The 23,840-nt window shown below is 34.4% G+C and carries 15 protein-coding genes; 11 read left to right on the top strand and 4 right to left on the bottom strand.

Features of this window, described 5'->3' with window-relative positions:
• The first annotated feature begins 131 nt into the window (after positions 1-131).
• From purL to QLS71_RS11065, 11 genes are all read left to right on the top strand, one after another.
• Positions 132-3,806: a phosphoribosylformylglycinamidine synthase gene (gene purL / locus QLS71_RS11115; protein WP_308993034.1), complete on the top strand. Its 3,675-nt coding sequence runs from the start codon at positions 132-134 to the stop codon at positions 3,804-3,806.
• Positions 3,807-3,880: 74 nt separating this feature from the next.
• The gene (locus QLS71_RS11110; protein ID WP_308993033.1) at positions 3,881-5,284 is read left to right on the top strand and encodes a T9SS type A sorting domain-containing protein; all 1,404 of its coding nucleotides are present in this window, start codon (positions 3,881-3,883) and stop codon (positions 5,282-5,284) included.
• Positions 5,285-5,394: 110 nt separating this feature from the next.
• Positions 5,395-7,164 (top strand): long-chain fatty acid--CoA ligase, encoded by a 1,770-nt coding sequence (locus QLS71_RS11105; RefSeq protein ID WP_308993032.1) that lies wholly within the window; start codon positions 5,395-5,397, stop codon positions 7,162-7,164.
• Between the two features lie 106 nt (positions 7,165-7,270).
• Positions 7,271-7,717 carry a MarR family winged helix-turn-helix transcriptional regulator gene (locus QLS71_RS11100; protein WP_308993031.1) on the top strand — a complete coding sequence of 149 codons (447 nt, stop codon included), beginning with the start codon at positions 7,271-7,273 and terminating at the stop codon, positions 7,715-7,717.
• 6 nt (positions 7,718-7,723) lie between these two features.
• On the top strand, positions 7,724-10,117 hold the full coding sequence (locus QLS71_RS11095; protein WP_308993030.1) for a 3-hydroxyacyl-CoA dehydrogenase NAD-binding domain-containing protein: 2,394 nt from the start codon (positions 7,724-7,726) through the stop codon (positions 10,115-10,117).
• A 97-nt stretch (positions 10,118-10,214) separates the two neighbouring features.
• A complete protein-coding gene (locus tag QLS71_RS11090; RefSeq protein ID WP_308993029.1) occupies positions 10,215-11,405 on the top strand; it encodes an acetyl-CoA C-acyltransferase in 1,191 nt (396 codons plus the stop codon).
• A 124-nt stretch (positions 11,406-11,529) separates the two neighbouring features.
• On the top strand, positions 11,530-13,341 hold the full coding sequence (locus QLS71_RS11085) for an acyl-CoA dehydrogenase family protein (protein ID WP_308993028.1): 1,812 nt from the start codon (positions 11,530-11,532) through the stop codon (positions 13,339-13,341).
• A gap of 97 nt (positions 13,342-13,438) precedes the next feature.
• Positions 13,439-13,909 (top strand): DUF6265 family protein, encoded by a 471-nt coding sequence (locus QLS71_RS11080; protein WP_308993027.1) that lies wholly within the window; start codon positions 13,439-13,441, stop codon positions 13,907-13,909.
• Between the two features lie 4 nt (positions 13,910-13,913).
• Positions 13,914-15,245, top strand: coding sequence for a M28 family metallopeptidase (locus QLS71_RS11075; protein WP_308993026.1), 1,332 nt, complete (start codon positions 13,914-13,916; stop codon positions 15,243-15,245).
• Between the two features lie 20 nt (positions 15,246-15,265).
• Positions 15,266-16,909, top strand: coding sequence for a M1 family metallopeptidase (locus QLS71_RS11070; protein ID WP_308993025.1), 1,644 nt, complete (start codon positions 15,266-15,268; stop codon positions 16,907-16,909).
• Positions 16,910-16,914: 5 nt separating this feature from the next.
• Positions 16,915-17,487 carry a YdeI/OmpD-associated family protein gene (locus QLS71_RS11065; RefSeq protein WP_308993024.1) on the top strand — a complete coding sequence of 191 codons (573 nt, stop codon included), beginning with the start codon at positions 16,915-16,917 and terminating at the stop codon, positions 17,485-17,487.
• A gap of 18 nt (positions 17,488-17,505) precedes the next feature.
• On the opposite strand, the gene QLS71_RS11060 is transcribed toward QLS71_RS11065, so the two are convergent.
• The 4 genes from QLS71_RS11060 to QLS71_RS11045 form a co-directional block, all read right to left on the bottom strand.
• Complete coding sequence (locus tag QLS71_RS11060) at positions 17,506-18,786, bottom strand: glycosyltransferase (RefSeq protein WP_308993023.1); 1,281 nt, start codon at positions 18,784-18,786, stop codon at positions 17,506-17,508.
• A 21-nt stretch (positions 18,787-18,807) separates the two neighbouring features.
• A complete protein-coding gene (locus QLS71_RS11055) occupies positions 18,808-20,883 on the bottom strand; it encodes an HAD-IIB family hydrolase (protein WP_308993022.1) in 2,076 nt (691 codons plus the stop codon).
• Between the two features lie 217 nt (positions 20,884-21,100).
• Positions 21,101-22,561, bottom strand: coding sequence for a magnesium chelatase (locus QLS71_RS11050; protein ID WP_308993021.1), 1,461 nt, complete (start codon positions 22,559-22,561; stop codon positions 21,101-21,103).
• 101 nt (positions 22,562-22,662) lie between these two features.
• The gene (locus QLS71_RS11045) at positions 22,663-23,790 is read right to left on the bottom strand and encodes a VWA domain-containing protein (protein WP_308993081.1); all 1,128 of its coding nucleotides are present in this window, start codon (positions 23,788-23,790) and stop codon (positions 22,663-22,665) included.
• Positions 23,791-23,840 lie beyond the last annotated feature (50 nt).

Here is a 23,840-nt window from a genome sequence, read left to right as displayed (position 1 = left end):
TTTAACGAGTCGCTTTTTTTATGTTCAAAACCCCGTGAATAACTCCAAATTTTCATGGAAATATTTATATGGTATTACGCCGAAAAAAAGTAAATTTGCACTTTCTTTAAACATATACAAATCAATAGATAATGATTCATTTCTTTGGAAACGTAACCAGCAACATATTTGCTGTTCAAACAACAAAAGAATTATCAACCGAAACCACCGCTAAATTAACGTGGTTGTTTGGCAACCAGCCTAAAATAGAACAAGCATCACTCGATGCTTTTTTTGTTGGCCCACGTGCTGCCATGATAACACCTTGGAGTACAAATGCGGTTGAAATCACCCAAAACATGGGCGTTTCTGACATTATTCGTATTGAAGAATTTCAAGCAGTTACTGAAGATTATAAAGATTTCGACCCGATGATTTCTGAAAAGTTCAAAGGTTTGAATCAAAATTCATTCACTATAAATATTAAGCCAGAACCTATCCTAAACATTGAAGATATTGCCGCCTACAACCAAAAAGAAGGCTTGTCTTTAAGTGATGAAGAAGTTAGCTATTTAGACGGTGTTGCTAAAAAAATTGGTCGTCCATTAACTGATTCTGAAGTATTTGGATTTTCTCAAGTGAATTCAGAACATTGTCGTCATAAAATTTTCAACGGAACATTTGTAATTGATGGTGAAGAAAAACCAACCTCTCTTTTTAAATTAATTAGAAAAACATCTGAAACACATCCAAACGATATTGTTTCTGCATATAAAGATAATGTGGCTTTTGTAAAAGGCCCGGTAGTTGAGCAGTTTGCACCAAAAACCGCCGATAAGCCTGATTACTATGAAATAAAAGAGTTTGAATCTGTTATTTCCCTTAAAGCGGAAACACATAATTTCCCAACAACCGTAGAGCCTTTTAATGGTGCTGCAACAGGTGCTGGTGGAGAAATTAGAGATAGACTCGCAGGAGGAAAAGGTTCATTACCATTAGCAGGAACAGCAGTTTACATGACCTCTTATTCTCGATTAGAAGAAAATCGCCCATGGGAACAAAAGTTTGAAGCCAGAGAATGGTTGTACCAAACGCCTATGGATATTTTAATAAAAGCCTCAAACGGTGCTTCCGATTTTGGAAACAAATTCGGACAACCCTTAATTACAGGTTCTGTATTAACGTTTGAACACAACGAAAACGGATCTTCAAGCGATTCAAAAGCTAGAAAATTAGGATTCGACAAAGTCATCATGCAAGCTGGAGGTATTGGTTATGGTAAAGCAGACCAAGCGCTTAAAGACACGCCTAAAAAAGGGGATAAAATTGTGATTCTTGGTGGTGAAAATTACAGAATAGGCATGGGTGGTGCTGCAGTGTCTTCGGCAGATACTGGCGCCTTCGCTTCTGGCATTGAGTTAAATGCTGTACAACGTTCCAACCCTGAAATGCAAAAACGTGCTGCCAATGCGGTTCGTGGGATGGTAGAAAGTGATGAAAATTTCATTGTTTCTATTCACGATCATGGTGCTGGTGGGCATTTAAATTGTTTGTCTGAATTGGTAGAAGATACGGGCGGAAAAATAGATTTGGACGCCTTACCTGTGGGAGACCCAACACTTTCTGACAAAGAAATTATAGGTAACGAATCTCAAGAACGTATGGGGTTGGTTATTGCAGAAAAACATATCGATACGTTACAACGTATTGCCGAGCGTGAGCGTTCTCCAATATATACAGTTGGTGATGTAACTGGTGATGATCGATTTACATTTGAGTCTAAATCTAACGGACACAAACCGATGGATTTAGCCATGGAAGATATGTTTGGTAGTTCACCAAAAACAGTTTTAACCGATAAAACGGTTGTTAGAAATTATAAAAACCCGAGATACAAAACTAAAAATTTACAAATCTATTTAGAACAAGTTTTACAACTTGAAGCGGTGGCTTGTAAAGATTGGTTAACAAATAAAGTTGACCGTTGTGTTGGTGGTAAAGTAGCCAAACAACAATGTGTTGGTGCTTTACAAATACCCTTAAACAACGTGGGTGTTATGGCTCTCGATTTTAAAGGAAAAGAAGGTGTTGCCACCTCTATTGGCCACTCGCCTATTTCAGGGTTGATTAACCCTGTTGCAGGAAGTAGAAACGCCATTACCGAAGCACTCACCAACTTGGTTTGGGCACCTTTAAAAGATGGATTACAAGCAGTGTCATTGTCGGCAAACTGGATGTGGCCGTGTAAAAATGAAGGTGAAGATGCCCGTTTATACGAAGCTGTAAAAGCTGTTTCAGAATTTGCTATCGATTTAGGTATTAATGTTCCAACTGGAAAAGATTCGCTTTCCATGAAACAAAAATATCAGGATGATGAAGTTATTTCTCCAGGCACCGTTATTATTTCAGCAGGTGCCAATTGTAATGACATCACTAAAGTTGTTGAGCCTGTTTTAAAACAAAATGGTGGAGCCATATACTATATCAACATCTCACAAGATGATTTTAAATTAGGAGGAAGCTCTTTCAATCAAGTTTTAAATGCTATTGGAAACGAAGCCCCTAATGTAAAAGATTCCGCATTTGTTAAAACTGTTTTTAATACCATACAAGACTTAATTAAAGCCGATAAAATTAAAGCGGGACACGATGTGGCTTCTGGAGGTTTAATCACAACCCTTTTAGAACTTTGTTTTGCTGAAGTAAATTTAGGAGCCGATTTAGATCTTTCTCAATTAAATGAAGAAGATTCTATAAAAGTATTATTTGCTGAAAATTCAGGCATTGTTTTTCAAGCTGATGCTTCAGTAGAAACGATTTTATCAGAAAATAATATCGAATTTTTCAATATTGGCTCCGTAAACAATTCTGGAAGTGTAAATATTAAAAATAACGACGATAGTTTCTCTTTTGATGTTGCTAAAACAAGAGATGTTTGGTACAAAACATCTTATCTGTTAGATAAAAAGCAAACGGCAAATAATTTAGCAGAAGATCGTTTCAATAATTATAAAAACCAACCACTTCAATATACATTTCCTAAACATTTTACTGGAAAACTAGAAGCTTTTAAAGGCAAACGCCCGAAGGCAGCAATTCTGCGTGAAAAAGGAAGTAATTCTGAACGTGAGATGGCAAACGCCATGTACTTAGCTGGTTTTGATGTAAAAGATGTACATATGACCGATTTAATTTCTGGTCGTGAAACTTTGGAAGATATTCAATTTTTGGGTGCTGTTGGAGGTTTCTCAAATTCAGATGTACTTGGTTCTGCAAAAGGTTGGGCAGGTGCCATCAAATACAACGAAAAAGCAAATAAAGTTATTAAGGATTTCTTTAAAAGAGAAGATACTTTATCTGTTGGCATTTGTAATGGTTGCCAATTATGGATGGAATTAGAACTTATCAATCCAGAACACGAGGTTCATGGTAAAATGGGTCACAACGATTCGCATAAACACGAAAGTTCATTTACTTCTGTAAAAATTCAAAAGAATAATTCTGTGATGCTTTCAACACTTGAAGGCACTACGTTGGGTGTTTGGATTTCTCATGGTGAAGGTAAATTTAACCTACCTCTTTCCGAAGAAAACTATAATATTGTTGCAAAATATGGTTATGAAGGTTATCCTAACAACCCTAATGGCTCTGACTTTAATACAGCCATGTTAACCGATAAGACGGGGCGCCACTTAGTAACTATGCCACATATGGAGCGTTCTACCTTCCAATGGAATTGGGCTAACTATCCAGAAAACAGAAAAGATGAAGTATCCCCATGGTTGGAAGCTTTTGTAAATGCTAGACTTTGGTTAGAAAAAAAATAAGAAATTTTTTATAAATTATTAATAAAAAGCTTTTACTTTAGTAGAAGCTTTTTTTTCTTATTTGAATTTACCTAATGAAAAACTACTTCTTAATTTCACTTGTTTTTATTCCTTTTTATCTGTTTGCTCAAGGTAAAGAAAACAGCGTAAAACGTATTTATTATAGAGACAGTATCCTTGCCATAGAAAGATTGTATGGAAATGATAAAAAATTAATACGTATTAAAACATTCTATAAATCGGGAGAATTAAATGAAGATTTTCATTACAAAAATGGATATTATAATGGTTTATCTTATAAATATAACAAGTCAGGAAAGAAAGTTACCATTTGGAGATTTGAAAAAGGCAAACTCATAGAACGCAAAGACCCTATTTTGGAATTTAACAAAAAGGATGAAGAAAAAATAAAAACCATTCATGAAAAATTGAAACACCTAAATAACAAATTAAGCGAAAATCCAAACGACTTTAAATTGCAACTTCGTCGTGCACATATAAGGCAATTATTAGGTAATAATACCTTAGCACTTCATGATTTCAGCAAAATAGAATCCAAACTTTTAAAACTTTCAAAAGAGAAAAAAATCAATGTTCCAAATAAACTTTTAGCAAACATATATGACTCAAAAGCAAGTATTTATGGAGAATATGAAATGAAAAATTATGCCACTCAATATAAATATAAAGCTCTTAAATGCAACCCTGAAGACAAACGATTAATATATAACTTGGGCTCCTATTTATATAGTATTAAATCTTATAGACTTGCAGAATATTACCTTAAGAAAGCCTTAGAAAAAAGACCAGATCATGAGTTTAGTCATCGAGCATTGGCTGGTTTATATACAGATTTTGAAGATTATAAAAAAGCACTAGACCATGTTAATCTTGCTTTTATGCAGGAATCAAACTTAATAAAATATGGCACTGGAGGAGTTGAAAGAGATATAAGGACACTAAGAGGTTTTATTTATCATAAATTAGGTCAATCTGATAAAGGGATTACAGATTTAAAAGAAGCTATCAAATTAAACGAGAACAATTCGTTTGCTTACAGAAACCTTGGTGTTGTTTATCATGATTTAGGAAATTATACAAAAGCTTGCAAATTATTGCAAAAAGCGAAACAACTAGGTTATGAAAAGACTCATGACCGATATGATTTGCAAAACTATTTAGAATTTGCGTGTAAAAACGCCGAAGTAATTCAAACAGAAACACCTTCTGTTAAAAATAGTGGATTGATTAATAAGCCTTACATATATCCAAATCCAACAAAAGACATTATCAACATCAAAAATTTATCTTTTGAAAATTATAATTATTTAATATTCGATTACGCAGGTAAGCTAATAACTCAAGGCAATTCCAATACAAACAATTCTATTAACATGTCTAATTTACCAACAGGTGTTTATATTTTAAAAGCACATAATAAAAACGCCGTTGAAACCTTTAGAATTATAAAAGAATAATATTCATCCACATGTTATAAGAATTATTTTCTTTTTACAACATTTTTTTATCAATTTGAAAATCTCATTTATTTTCATACTTTGCATAACAAGAAATATCTAAAGAACAAATGGCTAATATTACTAGAATTTTTGATTTTCCTTATCATCAATTAGAAACTTACAATCTAGATAAAGCATTTACTACTAAATACAATGGTGCATGGAAATCAATATCTACACAAGAATTTATCAATCAAGCAAATGCAATAAGCAGAGGCTTACTTCGCTTAGGCATAAAACCAAACGATAAAATTGCGGTTATTTCTTCTACAAACAGAACAGAATGGAATGTTTTAGATATTGGAATACTACAAACGGGGGCACAAAACGTGCCTATTTATCCTACCATTTCTTCTGAAGATTATGAATATATTTTAAACCATTCAGAATCTATGTATTGTTTTGTTTCTGATGTGGAAGTTCTTGAAAAATTAAATGCCATAAAGAATAAAACCAACCTAAAAAACATATATACTTTTGATACTATTGAAGGTGAAAATCATTGGTCCGATATATTCAAACTAGGTGAAGACATAGGCAATCAAACAGAAGTTGAAGCAAGGAAAGACGTTGTAAAACCTTCCGATTTGGCAACATTAATTTACACCTCTGGCACTACAGGAAAGCCAAAAGGCGTTATGCTTTCCCATAACAATTTAGTATCAAATGTGTTAGATAGCGAAAAACGTGTGCCGTTTCATTATGGAAAATCCAAAGCTTTAAGCTTTCTTCCTATTTGTCATGTTTTTGAACGTATGATTCTGTACTTATACATGTACTGCGGTGTTGAAATTTATTTTGCAGAGTCTATTGAAAAAATGAGCGATAACTTAAAAGAAGTCAAACCTAATGTTATGACAGCTGTCCCTCGTTTATATGAAAAAGTATATGATAAAATTGTAGCGAAAGGAACCGATTTAAAAGGTATCAAAAAAATGCTGTTTTTTTGGGCTTTAAATTTAGGGCTGAAATTTGAACCTTATGGCAAAAATGGTTGGTGGTATGAGTTTCAATTAAAAATAGCTAAAAAGCTTATCTTTAGCAAATGGCAGGAAGGTTTAGGCGGTAATTTAGAAATTATGGTTTCGGGTAGTGCCGCATTACAAACAAGATTAACCCGAGTTTTCGCAGCGGCAGGATTACCCATAATGGAAGGTTATGGTCTTACCGAAACCTCACCCGTTATTTCTGTGAACGATATGCGAAATGCTGGTTTTAGAGTAGGAACCGTTGGGAAAATAATTGATCATGTGGAAGTTAAAATTGCTGAAGATGGTGAAATTCTGGTAAAAGGCCCCAATGTTATGTTAGGCTATTTTAAAGATCCTGTAAAAACAAATGAAGTCATGACAGACGGTTATTTTCATACTGGAGACATTGGCGAATTTGATCCCGATGGTTTTTTAAAAATCACAGATCGGAAAAAGGAAATGTTTAAAACGTCTGGCGGAAAATATGTAGCTCCTGCACTTCTTGAAAATCAATTCAAACAATCTCGTTTTATAGAACAAATCATGGTTATTGGTGAAGGTGAAAAAATGCCAGCAGCTCTAATACAAGTCAACTTTGATTTTGTCAAAGAGTGGGCTAAAATACACAAGATAATCTTTACCAGTACCAACGACCTTATTATAAACACCCAACTGCATGAACGTATTCAAAGTGAAATAGATAAAGCCAACATCAACTTTGGCCATTGGGAGCAAATAAAAAAGTTTGAAATAACTCCAGATACTTGGACTGTTGAAGCTGGACACCTAACTCCCACAATGAAATTAAAACGTAAAGTTATTAAAGAAAAATACGCAAACCTTATTGAAAAAATTTACCGACCTTAGTTTCAATTTTTAAATACTCTCAAAAATAAAAACATTATAATTTCTTTAATTATATTATGCACGCATAATATAATTTCATATATTTGGAGTAACCTACCAAATAACTATGAAGGAAAGAACGATTGATTATATATTACGAACTACTTGGCTTGCAGTTCAAAAAATGTATAATGAAGAAGCTGCTAAATTTGAAAGCACTATGGCAACTGGTTTCACATTATTAAGTATAGACCCCGAAAAAGGAACACCTTCAACGGCATTAGGACCTAAAATGGGAATGGAAGCGACCAGTTTATCTAGAATATTAAAAACAATGCAAGCAAAAGGATTAATAGAACGTCATCCAAACCCAGAAGATGGTAGAGGGGTTATCATCCGTCTTACCGATTTTGGACGTGAAAAAAGAACCAATTCTAAAGAAAAAGTTTTAACCTTTAATGAAACCATTAAAAAAAATATTACTGAAGAAAAGTTAAAAAACTTTTATGAAGTTGCCGATGTAATTAGCGACATGATATGTAATAAAAAAATATACGATCAAAACGACAATTAATTTAAAATGAGCAAACGAAGAATTAAAAAAATAGCCATCATAGGCTCTGGAATTATGGGAAGTGGTATTGCATGCCATTTCGCAAATATTGGCGTAGATGTATTATTGCTTGATATTATTCCAAGAGAATTAAAGGATGTAGAAAAAGCAAAAGGATTAACCCTTGAAGATAAAGTAGTAAGAAACCGATTGGTAAATGATGCATTAGCTGCCTCATTAAAATCGAAACCCTCACCTATTTATCATCCTAGTTTTGCCAATAGAATTACAACAGGGAATTTAGAAGATGATATTTCTAAAGTTTCACAAGTAGATTGGATTATGGAGGTTGTTGTCGAACGCCTCGATATTAAAAAAAGCGTTTTTGAAAAGTTAGAAAAACATAGAACACCAGGAACTTTAATTACTTCGAACACTTCTGGCATCCCTATTCACTTTATGAGTGAAGGAAGATCAGAAGATTTTCAAAAACATTTCTGCGGAACGCATTTTTTTAACCCAGCCCGTTATTTAAAATTATTCGAAATTATACCTGGTCCTAAAACAGATGCTTCAGTTTTAGAATTCTTAAACGGTTATGGTGAACAATTCCTTGGAAAAACATCAGTAATTGCTAAAGATACACCTGCATTTATAGGAAATCGTATTGGTATTTTTGGAATACAAAGTTTATTTCATCAAGTGAAATCATTAGGATTAACGGTTGAAGAAGTAGATAAGTTAACAGGTCCCGTTATTGGGCGTCCAAAATCAGCAACCTTCAGAACAGTTGATGTTGTAGGATTAGATACGTTAGTACATGTTGCCAACGGTATTTATGAAAACTGCCCTAACGACGAAGCACACGCACTTTTCAAACTACCGGATTTCATCCATACCATGATGGAAAATAAATGGTTAGGAAGCAAGTCGGGACAAGGATTTTATAAAAAAGAAGGTAAAGATATTTTAGCTTTAGACTTAAATACTTTAGAATATAACCCTTCAAAAAAAGCAAAATTTGCAACACTTGAATTAACTAAAACTATCGACAAAGTTATTGATCGTTTTAAAATTCTAGTTTCAGGAAAAGATAAAGCAGGCGATTTTTATAGAAAAAATTTCGCTTCCATGTTTGCGTATGTTTCACATAGAATTCCAGAAATTACAGATGAATTATATAAAATTGATGATGCCATGAAAGCTGGTTTTGGTTGGGAACATGGTCCTTTCCAAATCTGGGATGCGGTAGGTGTAGAAAAAGGTATCGAAATAATGAAAGCGGAAGGTCTAGAAACAGCTACTTGGGTTAATGACATGTTAGCTTCTGGAAGCACCTCATTTTATACTGTGAAAAATGGAGCGACTCACTTTTATGATATTCCTAAAAAATCACAAGAAAAAATACCGGGACAAGATGCTTTTATCATTTTAGATAACATTAGAAAATCTAAAGAAGTATTTAAAAATACAGGAGTTGTTGTAGAAGACTTGGGTGATGGTATCTTAAACTGCGAATTTCAATCTAAAATGAACACCATTGGCGGCGATGTTTTAGCCGGATTAAATAAAGCAATCGATATTGCTGAAAAAGACTTTGCTGGTTTGGTTATTGGTAATCAAGCTGCAAACTTCTCGGTTGGCGCCAATATAGGCATGATTTTTATGATGGCAGTGGAGCAAGAATACGACGAATTGAATGCAGCCATCAAATATTTTCAAGATACGATGATGCGTATGCGTTACTCATCAATTCCAACGGTGTCCGCGCCCCATGGTATGACCCTTGGTGGCGGTTGTGAATTATCGATGCACGCAGATAAAGTAGTGGCTGCGGCCGAAACATATATTGGTCTTGTAGAGTTTGGAGTTGGTGTTATTCCTGGTGGAGGTGGATCAAAAGAAATGGCTTTAAGAGCTTCTGATACTTTCAATAAAGGTGATGTAGAATTGAATACTTTACAAGAATATTTTTTAACAATAGGAATGGCAAAAGTGGCCACTTCAGCTTATGAAGCATTTGACATGGGTGTGCTTCAAACAGGTAAAGATATTGTAGTGGTAAATAAAGACAGGCAACTGGCTACTGCAAAAGCACATGCTAAATTAATGGCTGACATTGGCTATACGCAACCAGTAAAACGTACAGATGTGAAAGTTTTAGGAAAACAAGCCTTAGGAATGTTTTTAGTTGGAACAGATGCTATGCAAGACAGTAATTATATAAGCGAACATGACCAAAAAATAGCAAACAAATTAGCCTATGTTATGGCAGGTGGCGATTTATCTGAACCAACATTAGTAAGTGAACAATATTTACTTGACCTAGAACGCGAAGCCTTTTTAAGTTTATGTACAGAACGTAAAACCTTAGAACGTATTCAGCATATGTTGAAAACCGGGAAACCACTTCGCAACTAGTTGTGACGCTATAAGCCTTATGCTATAAGCAATAGGCTAAAATTATTTATAAATATATAAGCTTAAAGCATACCGCTTGAAGCCTAAAGCATAAAAAATGAAACAAGCATATATAGTAAAAGCATACAGAACTGCTGTTGGTAAAGCACCAAAAGGTGTCTTTCGCTTTAAAAGAGCCGATGAATTGGGTGCTGAAACCATCCAATACATGATGAAAGAATTACCCAATCTAGATGTAAAACGTATAGACGATGTTATTGTAGGTAATGCCATGCCCGAAGGAGCTCAAGGACTTAATATGGCACGATTTATCTCACTAATTGGTTTAAATAGTGTCGATGTACCTGGTGTTACCGTAAACCGTTTTTGTTCTTCTGGAATTGAAACTATTGGTATTGCAACAGCAAAAATTCAAACAGGAATGGCCGATTGTATTATTGCTGGAGGTTCCGAAAGTATGAGTTCAGTACCTATGACAGGATTTAAACCAGAGTTAAATTACGATACGGTAAAAGCTGGTCATGAAGATTACTATTGGGGTATGGGAAACACTGCGGAAGCTGTTGCCAACCAATTTAAAGTATCTCGAGAAGATCAAGATGCGTTTGCTTTTAATTCTCATATGAAAGCATTAAAAGCACAAGCCGAAAACCGCTTTCAAGACCAAATTGTTCCTATAAATGTAGAGCAAATTTATATTGATGCTAACGGAAAAAAAGCAACAAAATCTTATACAATAACTAAGGATGAAGGCCCTCGTGCTGGAACAAGTCTGGAAGCTTTAGCGAAATTAAGACCCGTGTTTGCCGCTAATGGAAGTGTTACCGCGGGAAACTCCTCACAAATGAGTGATGGCGCTGCTTTTGTAATGATTATGAGTGAAGACATGGTTAAAGAATTAAACCTCGAACCTATTGCCCGTTTAGTAAGTTATGCAGCTGTTGGTGTTGAGCCTCGTATCATGGGAATTGGCCCTGTAAAAGCCATCCCGAAAGCATTAAAACAAGCAGGATTAGGACAAAAAGATTTAGATCTTATTGAATTAAACGAAGCTTTTGCATCACAATCTTTAGCTGTAATAAGAGAATTAAACCTCAACCCTGATATAGTGAATGTAAATGGAGGTGCGATTGCCTTAGGGCATCCACTGGGTTGTACTGGTGCAAAACTTTCTGTGCAATTATTTGATGAAATGCGCAAACGAGATATGAAAAATAAATATGGTGCCGTTACCATGTGCGTTGGTACAGGGCAAGGTGCTTGTGGCATTTTTGAATTTTTGAATTAAAAACCCCCACCTAAACTTCTCTGGATGGAAGGTGCAATTGAAAAGAAATAAAGAACAAAAATATATTATTAATTAAAAATACCCAAAAAAAGCCTTCTCCTTTGGAAAGGCTTGGGAGAGGAAAATGGAAGCAACAGAAAAAGATATTTTAAGAGGTGGCCAATTCTTGGTTAAAGAAACAAATTGTGAAGATATATTCACCCCTGAGGATTTCTCTGAAGAACAATTGATGATGAAAGAGGCGGTAACCGAATTTGTTGATAGAGAAATTTGGCCTAATAAAGCGCGTTTCGAAGCAAAAGATTATGCCTTAACAGAGTCTTGTATGCGAAAAGCTGGCGAAATGGGGTTCTTAAGCATATCTGTTCCTACCGAGTATGGTGGCATGGGTATGGGGTTTATAGATACGATGTTGGTATGCGACTATATTTCTGGTGCCACAGGATCTTTTAGTACCGCATTCGGTGCGCATACAGGTATTGGTACTATGCCAATAACTCTTTACGGAACAGAAGAACAAAAACAAAAATATGTGCCAAAATTAGCAACTGGGGAATGGTTTGGTTCGTACTGCCTAACAGAACCAAGTGCTGGTAGTGACGCCAATTCTGGTAAAACAAAAGCTGTTTTGTCTGCTGATGGGAAATCATATCGTATTACGGGGCAAAAAATGTGGATTTCCAATGCCGGATTCTGTAGTTTAATGATTGTATTTGCTCGTATTGAAGATGATAAAAATATTACTGGCTTTATAGTTGAATACGATCCTAAAAAACCCAACGGTATTACTATGGGTGAAGAAGAACACAAATTAGGTATTCGTGCGTCTTCTACTAGACAAGTATTTTTTAACGATACTGTTGTTCCTGTTGAAAATATGTTATCAACTAGAGGTAATGGTTTTAAAATAGCTATGAATGCTCTAAACGTTGGTAGAATAAAACTAGCCGCAGCCTGTTTAGATGCACAAAGACGTGTTATTACAGAATCTGTAAAATATGCGAATGAACGCGTTCAATTTAATACACCTATTTCTAGTTTTGGTGCCATACGTCAAAAAATAGCAGAGATGGCAACCAACTGTTGGGTTGGTGAAGCGGCAAGTTATCGTGCAGCAAAAAATATTGAAGATCGTATTATTCTTCGTCAAAATAACGGAAAAGACACCCATCAAGAAGCTGAACTAAAAGGTGTTGAAGAATATGCTATTGAATGTTCCATCTTAAAAGTAGCTGTTTCAGAATACACCCAAAGATGTACAGACGAAGGCATTCAAATTTTTGGAGGAATGGGATTCTCGGAAGAAACCCCTATTGAATCGGCTTGGAGAGACGCCCGTATTGCTAGAATTTATGAAGGTACTAATGAAATTAACCGCATGTTAAGTATTGGTATGCTTATTAAAAAAGCCATGAAAGGCCACGTAGATTTATTAGGTCCTGCTACGGCAGTAGCTAATGAACTGACTGGCATTCCATCTTTTGATACGCCTGATTTTTCAGAATTATTTTCAGAAGAAAAAAGCATTATTGCCAATCTTAAAAAATTATTTTTAATGGTTGCAGGTGCTGCATTACAGAAATATGGCGAAGAAATTGAAAAGCATCAACAATTAATGTTAGCGGCTTCAGATATTTTAATTCAAATATATATAGCAGAATCTGCCATATTACGTGCCGAAAAAATTGCTAAAAAAGAAGGAGAAGATAATTCTAAAGAGCAAATAGCGATGGCTAAATTAAATTTATTCCATGCCATTGATGTTATTGAAACTGCTGGAAAACACTCTATTATTTCATTCTCCACTGGCGATGAACAACGCATGATGCTTATGGGTTTAAAACGCTATATCAAGTATGTTAACATGCCTAATATTATCGAATTAAGAAATATTATAGCTTCAGAAGTTATTAAAGAAAATAAATATTGCTTTTAAAGCAATTACCTATAGTGACTAACTCTATTTTTAAAGCGTTTCAAAATATATTTTTGAAACGCTTTTTAATTTTAAGTATTTTAGTAAAAAATAAGAAATGAAAAAAGTAAGTCTTATTGTTGTGTTTTTTATAGCCACTTCAATGTATGCTCAACAAGAAAAAGTACTTGATCCTAAATTAAAAAATATTGCTTGGATTTCAGGAAATTGGAAAGGAGAAGCTTTTGGAGGATTAACCGAAGAGAATTGGAGCACTCCATCGGGCGACTCTATGATGGCAACTTTCAAATTAATAGTAAATAATAAAGTTGCCTTTTACGAAATAGAAATAATTAGAGAAGTAAATAACACATTAATTCTTCAATTAAAACATTTTAACAACGATTTAAAAGGTTGGGAAACTAAAGATGAAACGATTGATTTTCCGTTAAAACAAATAACAGCAAACAAAGTCGTTTTTGAAGGCATGATTTTTGAAAAAGTGAATGCAAACGAAATGAATATTTACGTTGATATTCATGATGAACAAGGCGCTCTTGAAACTGTAAAATTCAATTACAAAAAATAAAAACATGAAACTTCAAAAACTGATAGTTCTATCTTTATTACCTATAATTTCATATGCTCAAACACCTGAAGATTTCTACCGCATTATAGACGCTATTTCGGAAGAGCGTATTGAAAAAAACATACAAAAACTTATTAATTTCGGAACTCGAAACACCTTTAGCGACACCCTTTCAAATACCAGAGGCATAGGTGCTGCAAGACGTTGGATTAAAACCGAATTTGAAACCATATCAAATGATTGCAACAACTGTTTAAACGTTTTTTACCAAAAAGATTTTGTGACTAAAAAAGAGAATAACCGTGTGCCTCATGACGCTTGGATTGTAAACGTAATAGCGATTCAAAAAGGGACAAAATACCCGAATAATTACATTATTATGAGTGGCGATATTGATTCTCGCGCTAGCAATACTATGGATTTCTCCACCGATGCCCCTGGTGCCAACGACAATGCTTCTGGGATGGCAGGAACTATTGAAGCTTCTAGAGTTTTATCCAACTATCAATTTGAGAATAGCATTATATATGTTGGCTTATCGGGTGAAGAACAAGGGTTGTTTGGAGGTGCTGGACTAGCTGCTTATGCTAAAAAACAAGGTTGGAATATTATCGGTGTTTTTAATAATGACATGATTGGCAATATTAAAGGGGTTGATGGTGTGATTGACAACAGAACATTTAGAATATTTTCTGAACCTGTTCCTGCGAACGAAACCGAAAAAGAAAGAGAATTGAGACGATTTTATGGTGGTGAAGTAGATGGTATTTCTAGACAATTAGCACGATATATACACAAAACCACTAAAACTTATATGCCAGAAATGAATCCCATGATGATATACAGACTGGATAGATTCGGTCGAGGTGGTCATCACCGTCCATTTAACGATTTAGGCTTTGCAGGTATAAGAATTATGGAAGCCCATGAAAATTACAACCAACAGCATCAAGATATTCGTGAAGAAAATGGCATAAAGTATGGAGATGTGATAGAGCACGTTAATTTTGATTATGCTAAAAAATTAACCGCTGTAAATGCCATCAATTTAGCGAGTTTAGCCTGGGCGCCTCCACCTCCTAAAAGCGTTTCGATTGGAGGAGTCGTAGAACCCTCCGCTAAATTTAAATGGGATAAAGTTGAAGGAGCCAAAGGCTATAAAATTTATTGGAGAGACACCACTTCGCCAACCTGGGACTACAGTAGATATGTTGGTAATGTATTGGAATTCACTTTAGAGGGAATCGTTATCGATAACTTTTTCTTCGGAATTGCTTCCGTTGGACATAATAATATTGAAAGTGTAATAACCTTTCCTAATAATATTCTGAAATAAAACAATTACAATTTAACATTATGACACATCGTTTTTTAATAACCTCTCTTCTTTTTTGTTTATCATTCATCTCTGTACAAGCTCAATTGCTTTCAGAAAAAAATAACTTCACAAGACAAGACACTTTGAGAGGCTCAATCACTCCAGAGCGCGCTTGGTGGGATTTAACCTATTACCATTTAGACATTAAAGTGAATCCTGATAAAAAATATATTTCTGGTAAAAACACCATTAAGTATAAAGTGCTTGAAAATAAATTGGTTATGCAAATTGATTTGCAACCACCATTAAAAATCACAAAAGCCATTCAGAATAATAAAGAATTAGACATCAAACATGATGGCAATGCACATTTCATAACTTTAAAAGACCCACAAAACATAAACGATATAAATAGTATTGACGTCTATTATGAAGGGCATCCAAAAGAAGCCGTAAACGCCCCATGGGACGGTGGTATCTCCTGGAAAAAAGACAACAATGGGAATCATTTTATAGCCTCTTCGTGTCAAGGTTTAGGCGCCAGTGTTTGGTGGCCTTGTAAAGACCATATGTATGATGAAGTGGACAGTATGCTTATTAGTGTAAACGTTCCAGACAATTTAATGAATGTATCTAATGGTAGATTAAAAAGTGTCGAGCAAATTGATGATACCAAAACCTATAGTTGGATTGTAAAAAACCCTATAAACAATTATGGTGTTAATATTAATATTGGTAATTATGTTAATTTCTCTGAAGTTTACGATGGAGAAGGTGGCAATTTAGATATGAGTTATTACGTTTTAAGAGATAACCTTGAAAAAGCAAAAGAACACTTTAAAGATGCCCCTAAAATGATGAAAGCTTTCGAACATTGGTTTGGACAATATCCATTTTATGTTGATGGTTTTAAACTTGTAGAAGTCCCATATTTAGGCATGGAACATCAAAGTTCTGTAACTTACGGAAATAAATACATGAAAGGCTATTTAGGCAGGGATTTATCGGGAACTGGTTGGGGTTTAAAATTTGATTTCATTATTATTCATGAATCTGGACATGAATGGTTTGCTAATAACATCACCTACATTGATATTGCTGACATGTGGATTCATGAAAGTTTCACAAACTATTCTGAAAGCTTATTTGTAGAGTATTATTATGGCAAAAAGGCTGCTGCCGAATATGTTATTGGTACTCGTAAAGATATTCATAACAACACTCCTATTATTGGCTACTATAATGTAAATAAAGAAGGCTCTGGAGATATGTATCCAAAAGGTGGAAATATGCTTCACACCTTGCGCCAATTAGTTACAGATGATGAAAAATGGCGTCAAATTTTACGGGGACTAAACAGAACATTTTACCATCAGACTGTTACCACACAGCAAATCGAAGCCTATTTAGCTAAAGAAACCGGTATTGATTTAAGCCATTTTTTTAACCAATATTTAAGGACCACCAAAATACCAACTTTAGAATATTCTATAAAAAACAAGGAATTAAAATACAGATGGACAAATATTATAGATAAGTTTGATATGCCTATTCAAGTTAGTATTAATGAGAAAGAAGCATGGATATTTCCAACAGCCGAATGGAAAATAAAAGTTTTAGATGATAAAAATGCTTCATTTGAAATAGATCCAGACTTCTATGTTAACACCAAAAAACTTTAATTCTTTTGGAACTACCCGAATTATATTTTAAAACAGACACAGAATGGCGTGAGTGGTTGCACAACAATCATAAATTCCACAAAGGTGTTTACCTCATCTTTTATAAAGTAGAACATGAAAGGGATTCTATGCGTTGGGAAGAAGCAGTTAAAGTAGCCTTATGTTATGGTTGGATAGATTCTACTGTAAAAAGTTTAGGTGAAGGTAAACGACGCCAATACTTTACACCAAGAAACCCTAAAAGTGTTTGGAGCGCTTTAAACAAAAAATATATTGAAACTTTAATTTTTGAAAATTTAATGCATGATAGTGGTTTAGAAATTATTAAAATTGCTAAACAAAACGGTAGTTGGACAGCTCTTGATACCGTTGAAAAAGGCATCATTCCTGATGATTTACAAATAGCGTTTGATAAGAACGCAATAGCTTTTAATAACTATAAAAACTTTGCCCCTTCCTACAGAAAGAGCTATTTATATTGGTTAAATCAGGCAAAGCGAGAAGACACTAGAAAAAAGCGCATCCATGAAATAATTCAACAATGCGCTAATAATATCAAAACTAGAGACACTAGGTAATCTTAATCTCTATTTTTTTTAGTGTGTATAGATATTTGACTCCATAGATTGTAGGTTGATAGAGTTATCAAATATTTTGAGTATGCGTTTAGCAATACCTGTCCATCCGAAGTTTCGACGTGAAAAACGAGCCCCTTCAACCGATAATTCATTACGTAATTTCGGGTATAAAAGCGGCATAGACATCATCGCTCCAAATTCTACAGGACGGTGTGGATCGGCAAATAATGCTTGATTTCCAAAGTCTATTAAATCATACAAGCCACCATGAACAGTTACCACACTGGGAGTTCCGCAAGCCATAGCTTCAATAGCTACCATGCCGAAAGGCTCATATCTTGATGGCATTGCGAAAATATTAGCCGATCGATATACGTTCGCCAAATCCTCATCTGCAATATAGTTTTTCCATTTTATTTTATCCATCACACCTAACTCACCTGCTAATATTTTTAGTTTCTCTATACCTTCTTTATCTTGATCAGAATCACCTCCTATTGCTGCCACTAAACGTGCTTCGGGGCAAAGTTCAAGCACCGTAGGTAATGCTTGCAAGAGCAAATCATAACCTTTGTTATGTGCCATACGGCCTAGAGCCAAAATATCATTAGGGTGAATATCATATTTAGACCGAACCTTGTCATTTTCTTTAGAAGGCACCGGAAAAAAACGATTTTCATCAATTCCTGGAGGAATCATGCCACAATTTCGAGACAATACATCATATTGTTTTGTAAGCAAATCTACCTGCGGTAAAGTAGTTGCAATAACGAAGTTACACATCTGATATACAAAATATTCTTTACGAATACGTTCTTTAAAGCGGTACGTTTTTTCCATTTCAACTTCATCCATATCGCTTCCCATAGTATGGCGTTTCCACCAACCAAGTGAATGCGGTGTGTGTACATGTGAAATACCTAATTCTTCAGCTATTTTTTGTCCTGCCCAACCCGCATCCCAATAATGGGTATAAACAATATCGTATTTTTTACCTTCCTTTTTAATAGCTGCTAAACAATTGGTTACAAACTTTTTTAAATGATCGTGCATATCCTCTTTTCTGATAAACTTTTTACCACCAAAAGGGATACGCCATACACTATAATTTTCGTCTACAATATCATATTCTGGTTGGTCTTCAAATTGGCGAGTTACCAAATCTACTTTTTTACCAAGTCTGCTAAAACGTTCTGCTAATTCTAAAACATAAACAACTTGTCCTCCTGTATCTGGTTTTCCTAATTCCGCATTTGCACCGACATAACCGTGCAAAGAGATCATCAATATTGATTTCATAGTTTTCTGTTTTTAATATTATTATTTAATTATTTTTAAATCATGGCAAGCAGAAATATACTGCGCTGCCGACCATGCTTGATATGCTTTTCCCATGGGTTTACCTGTAACTCCATGTGCCCATTCTGTAAACTCCCATTCTTCATTAACACCTTCTTTGTTAATTAGAGCGAGTTTATGCAATTCTGAAATTGCCATATCTTTGAACCCAAGCTTATTTACAAACTTTACCCAAAATCCTCCCACAAACGGCCATATGCCACCATTATGGTAATGGTTGGGTAAGTTTAGAAGATTTACAGTATAATATGGACGCCAATCTGGATCTCCTGGTGATACTACAGGGTATACATTTGATACAGGAAAGGGATCATTAACTCCCACACCTAACATAAAACGAAAGGTTTGATGCGCTTTTTCGGCATCTATAGTACCATGTAAAAAAGCTAAAATATTTCCAAAGACATCACAGCGCCAACTAAAATCGAATGGTGTTGTTTGTGCTATTAAATAAGTGGTATCTCCCAAAGCAAATTGACGTTCTGCAAATGCAACCGATGAGTATGGTTTTTGTTTTGTAGAAGGCCAGAAATTCTCAATAATTTCTTTTTTTATTACTTGAGACCATCTGATGTTTTCTCCTGCCTGTTCATAATCTCCCAACATTTCTAACATACGTCCAAAACATACATTAGCACGATACCAAAGAATTTCATCGTAAAGAATATTATAACTTCTACCAAATAAATCGGTCCAATCCCCTGCTTCGGGTATTTCTAATAAGGCATCATTATTACTATCATGAGCTCCTAACCATCGCATGGTTTCTTTAATATCGCTAATATGATCTCTAAGAAACTCGATATCTTTAGTGACATTAACATATTCATAAAAAGCAATAACTACCCAAATACCGCTATCTATGGAACAGATACCTCCTACTCCAGAGTAATCTGGCGCATTATCCTTAATTCGTACATTGGATGGAATTTGGCCATTACGTGAAATATGCTCAAATAACGTTAAGAGTGTTTGACGTTGGCATTTGTGAATTTCTTCATCATAAATAAGCGGAAGCGAACCTATAACAGTTATAGCACCATCTCTAGCCCATACACTATGGTAGTTTTCATCCGTTCCATTTGGTATATTATCATCTATAGAACAGGCTGAGAAGCCAAGCGGCGTGATATTCTTTCTAATAGCTTCAACGGCTTTATCATAACCTTTCCGTATTAAAGCTATTTTTTCATTTTCATCTTCTTCTGCTATATTATTCAACTCTTGCTTAATATAATAATCTTCAGAGTGGTCTTCTTGATTGGTTATTTTTGCTTCTTCGGGTAGAACTTTGTAATGAACTAATCCTTCTACAATTCCATTATCATAAGCACATTCAGCATGATACACTTGTTTGTGTTTCGTAAATTTATAAAGTTCCTCATGAGCATTTGCAACCACAATCCCTTTAACATCTTTCATATTAAACATAGCTGAATCATTTCCACTATCTCCAGCAACCAAAGTATTACAGACCTCAATCTCCAATTTTCTCAATAACCACTGCAACGCATTGCCTTTATTAGCCCACTTAGGAAGAATATCTAAAAATTTATCACCAGAATACACCACATTAATATGCATATTCGCATTTGTAAAATCCTGCTCGATACTGGTTATATGTTCTTGGGTTGCATTATGAAAAAAATAACTTCTTTTATAGGAATGCTGATATTTTAAAGGTTGATCACTTATAGGATGATTGATGTTTTGTATCACATTTTCAACAGACTGAATATCCCAGCCATCATCAAGCACATCATTAAACTCTTTAACGACACATTTCTTGTTGAAATCGTATATATGGGTACCAACGCCAGAAATAATATAATTAGGTTCTGGTATAATCCCTTTCTTTATTAAATTTAAAACATCATCTATTAGCCTACCTGTATTATAAGTAAGCAATACTTGAGAATCCGTTTTATACTTATTCCATGTTTTTGTAAAACCTCCTTTTAATGTGTTGAAATTTATGAGTGTATTGTCTATATCAAAAGACAGAAGTCTGATAGTATTCTCTTTACTTATATCCATATTTTAAATGCAATGGTTTTATATTAAACTTTCAAATTCAAATAGTTAAAAAACTACTTCCGAGTTTAATATAATGAAAAATAAAGACGTAAGTTGACTCAATCCGTTTAGAAATGAACTGTAAAAATATTATTGATATAATAGGAATTATCCTCGCGAATATTTATAATTCCGAAATTATATAAACTTAAATTTATAATATGGAAACTAAAAAAACTCAAATACCGCTAATAAAATTGCCGTAAGGATCTTTAAACTGAATACCCTCTGTGAAGCGATGTTTACTTAATTGCTTGAATTCAACCAAAGCCCAAAGCACAAACTCTTTTACAAAATAACTATCTTCTTTTAATAATTTGGGTTGATGCTCTGTTAACAAATCATTTAAAGGTGAAATGGCATCTAGTAGTTTTTTGTATTCTTTATCACCTAAATCATCTAACAATTCAAAGCCTTCTTTCTGGTTAAAAAACCATGATACAATGTCGTCATAAGGAGTTTCTTCTTCTTGCTTTTTTAATTTTTCTATCTTCGGAAAAAATTCTTCAAATAAACTTTTAACAGCTTCACCTATTAAGTTGTAAGCAACCATGGCGGCACCTTCCTGTTCACCTTCATAAACCAACTCTACTTTACCTATAATAGAGGGAATAATACCCACAAAATCACTTAATCGAACCGTAGTTGTTTTATCACCCGCTATTAATGAACGACGTTCTGCAGTACTTAATAAATTCTCTAAAGCGGTAATACTCAGTCTGGCGCTCACACCACTTTTCGCATCGATAAATTCACTCTCCCTTGCTTCAAAAACAATTTGTTCTAATAAATCTCTTGCTAAATCAGGCACCAAAACAGTCGCTTTTTGAACCTCTACCAATTTAGCTTCTTGTTCTGTAATCAACCTTGCAGTTTCAATATCTGTGGGGTAATGGGTTAAAATCTGCGAACCAATTCTATCTTTTAAAGGCGTTACAATGCTTCCTCTATTCGTATAATCTTCGGGGTTTGCGGTAAACAAAAATTGAATATCCAAGGGCAATCTCAATTTAAATCCTCTAATTTGAATATCGCCTTCTTGTAAAATATTGAAGAGGGCTACTTGAATGCGGGCTTGGAGATCGGGCAATTCATTAATAACAAAAATGCAACGATTCGCTCTAGGAATCATGCCATAATGAATCACACGATCATCAGCATAACTCAACTTTAAATTAGCTGCTTTTATAGGATCTACATCTCCAATAATATCAGCAACTGTTACGTCAGGTGTTGCCAGTTTCTCTGCAAAACGTTCGCTTCGATGCAACCAAGAAATTGGAGTATTTTCGCCTTTTTCTTTGATTAACTCCATGGCAAATCTGGATATGGGTTTTAATGGGTCGTCATTAATTTCAGAACCTTCAACATACGGAATATACTCATCCAATAAATTGAGCATTAAACGAGCCAGACGTGTTTTAGCTTGCCCTCTCAATCCTAACAAATTAATATTATGTCTAGATAAAATAGCCCGTTCCAATTCAGGGATTACGGTATTTTGATAACCATGTACCCCTTCAAAAGTAGTTTCTTTATTTTTTAATTTCTCAATCAAGTTATCTCTTAATTCATCTTTAATAGATTTTGATTGATAACCTGATTTTTTTAATTCGCCTAATGTATTTATGTTTTTCATATTCTCCTCTCCCTAACCCTCTCCAAAGGAGAGGGAACTGTTGTAGGGTATTTTTTTATTGATTTTTTTTATTTTTCTCCTTTGGGGAGGTTAGGTGGGGATTACCCTCTAATTCTCTTTGTTCTATTGGTTTCATAATCTTCAAAAATCATTTCACCCAAACCTTTAAGTCCTGTATAAAATGCTTTCCCTTGGTTGGCGTAAGTAAACTCTCTAACAAATTGCATTAAATAGGGGTCTTGGGCAATCATAAATGTTGTGATGGGAATATGCAGACGTCTTGCCTGCTGAGCCATCATATAACATTTGTTCACAATATGAGTGTCTAAGCCATTACTGTTTTTGTAATATTCACCATCTGGTAAACGTAAACAACTTGGTTTACCATCGGTAATCATAAAAATTTGTTTGTTTGTATTGCGTTTTCGTCGCAATAAATCCATTGCTAATTGCAATCCTGCTACGGTATTTGTGTGATACGGACCTACTTTTAGATAAGGTAAATCTTTAATTTCAATTTGCCATGCATCATTACCAAAAACCAAAATATCCAAAGTGTCTTTTGGATAACGTGTCGTAATTAATTCCGCCAGAGCCATGGCTACTTTTTTGGCTGGTGTTATTCTATCTTCACCATACAGAATCATACTATGGCTTATATCTATCATGAGCACCGTACTCATTTGCGATTTGTGAAGTGTTTCTTCAACTACCAAATCGTCTTCAGATAATGTAAAATCTGCAATACCGTGATTTATCTGTGCATTCTTTAAACTTTCGGTCATGGAAACTTTATCTAAAGCATCACCAAATTGATAATTTTTAAAATCGCCTGTATGCTCATCGCCAACGCCTTGGTTTTTACTTTTATGGTTGCCTTGACCACTACGCTTTATTTGTCCGAAAACTTGATCTAATGCTTGTTGACGTATGGCACGTTCCGTTTTAGCTGTAATAGCCATACCTCCTTCATTGCTATCTGGGTCAATTTCTTCGCGTATATAGCCTTTCTTTTTAAGATCTTCTATAAAATCATCGATAGTATATTCTGAAGTGGTAAGTTTATATTCCTTATCTAATTCCCGCAACCAATCTATGGCTTCATCAAAATCGCCAGAAGTATGGGTTATCAACTCTTTAAAAATTTCAAAAAGTTTATCAAAAGGAGATATATTAGGTGCCTCATATTTTTTAAATACAAAACCTTTTTTATTTACATTCGTTCTCATCATAGCATTATAAAAATAATGTATTTATACAGTTAGTACAATTCATTAAC

It is taken from the genome of Mariniflexile litorale (assembly GCF_031128465.2).
Classification (GTDB): Bacteria; Bacteroidota; Bacteroidia; order Flavobacteriales; family Flavobacteriaceae; genus Mariniflexile; species Mariniflexile litorale.
The sequence above is the reverse complement of the archived record's forward strand: the minus strand, read 5'-3'. Positions and strand labels throughout refer to the sequence as shown.